The following is a 1,633-nucleotide window of genomic DNA, read 5'->3' on the forward strand; positions in this document are numbered from 1 at the left end:
AGGACCGTGAAACAACTCTGCGCCGATGATAGTGCTGCAACCAGTGTGAAAGTAGGTTATCGTCAGGCTAGTTATAAAGAAAAGCCCCCATCAGCCTGAACGCGCTCAAGATCGCGTTCAGTGCAGGTGGGGTTTTTTTCGTTTGAAAGCCCCTTCCGTTCGACGCCAGGCATTGCCTGTCGTCTCACCTGGTCGGGGCTTTTTTTGTCTGCTGATTCCCTTCAATCGGCGGCCTCCAGCTGCCGCGCAAGGGCGATTACCGCCTGACATCCACAGAATCTGGAAAGGCCGGCGCCGATACGACCGTTGGCGGATTGCTCAGCCTGAGCGCGGCCCTGGCCGTGTACGGTGTCTTGCTGGCTAGACGGGCGCATCAGGCTTTCTGGTTGCGCACGCTGGGGTTGGCGGCGTTGCCCATGTTGTGTGCCTTCATTGTGGTCGCGGCGCTGACTTATCTGTTGATCGCGCGCTTGACCTGCCCGGTTCAGGCGCAGCGCTTGCGCCAGACCGACGATGGTGCACGCGCGGTCTTGTCGTCGCCCTGGCCTGTGGTAGCGGATTCCCTGCGCCACTGGCCAAATTGACGGTGCCGGAAGGGAAGTGGGATAGCTCGCCCCAGCGTACCCGGTTTCTCAATGCCGGTTTCCGTAGTTACTCCGCGCCGCTGGTGTATTTCGTTAGCAAGACCGGCGGGACGTTATTGTTGCCGACTCTCTTCTTCGGCTATCTGGCTTTCTCCGCGTAACATTCCAGCGTTTCGACACTGACGCTCGTCTTGCTGCGTTGGCCGCCTTTGGCTAATACTGGCCGGCGCGCGGCAAAAGGCTGCGAGCCTGGCAGCAACCGCGCCACAGGGGCGCCGTATTGCGACGTATCTGGCAGAGCAAGGGTACGCTCCTTGCCGTCTGAGTAACCAGCAGCCGTATGTTCAGACGTAAACTGAAATTCATTACGTTCCAGGCGCGAAAAATCTCGCGCTGAAGGTTAGTAAACTATTTGCGCGTCGCCCGCGTCTGGTTGCGATATCGAATCTCGAACGGCAGGTGCAGGTACGCTTGATACTTAGCAAGGACGCGATCCGCCAGCGTGTTCTTTGGGCCGCCAACGGCGATCAGGCTGCGGCGCCAGCAGATGCACTTTGAATCAGGCCAACCTTACTAAGGAGAATCTCGTGAGCCACCCCGCTTCATTGACCCGGAACGTCACGGCCTTTGCATCGCTGCAACTTTTGTCTTGGCCTTGCTTGCCTTGGTGCTAGGCTTTGCGGCGCTGCACCGTATCAATATTGTCGTTGCAGGCACGCTGGGCGAAATCGTAGGGCTGAATAACAAGATTGAACAACTCAAGGCAGGGCAGGTTCCGCAGCGGTCGGTGTCCGAAGCTGGCGCCGTTACGACGCCTGTTGCGAAGTAAGAGCGCGTTTGGCCACAGTTGATGCCGGTCGTGGATATTGATCGACTGGTGCCGACTGTGGGGAAGTCCTTGCCAACCAAGGCTTTGGTTTGCTATAGTTCGCCCCCTCGCAGAACACAGCACACGTTGGTGAGTTAGGTGGGAAAAAGTAGGGGTTGACGAAACGATCTAAACGCTTCATACTCTTTCTTCTTCGCTGACGGACACAACGCTCCGCAGC

At 57.7% G+C, this 1,633-nt stretch carries 1 protein-coding gene; it reads left to right on the top strand.

Annotated elements, in window-relative coordinates; translation table 11 throughout:
- Positions 1 to 1,233: 1,233 nt before the first annotated feature.
- On the top strand, positions 1,234 to 1,413 hold the full coding sequence (locus AC07WS_RS30310) for a hypothetical protein (RefSeq protein WP_494732638.1): 180 nt from the start codon (positions 1,234 to 1,236) through the stop codon (positions 1,411 to 1,413).
- The last annotated feature ends 220 nt before the right edge of the window (positions 1,414 to 1,633 follow it).

Source organism: Duganella sp. GW821-FHT01E12 (genome assembly GCF_059422325.1).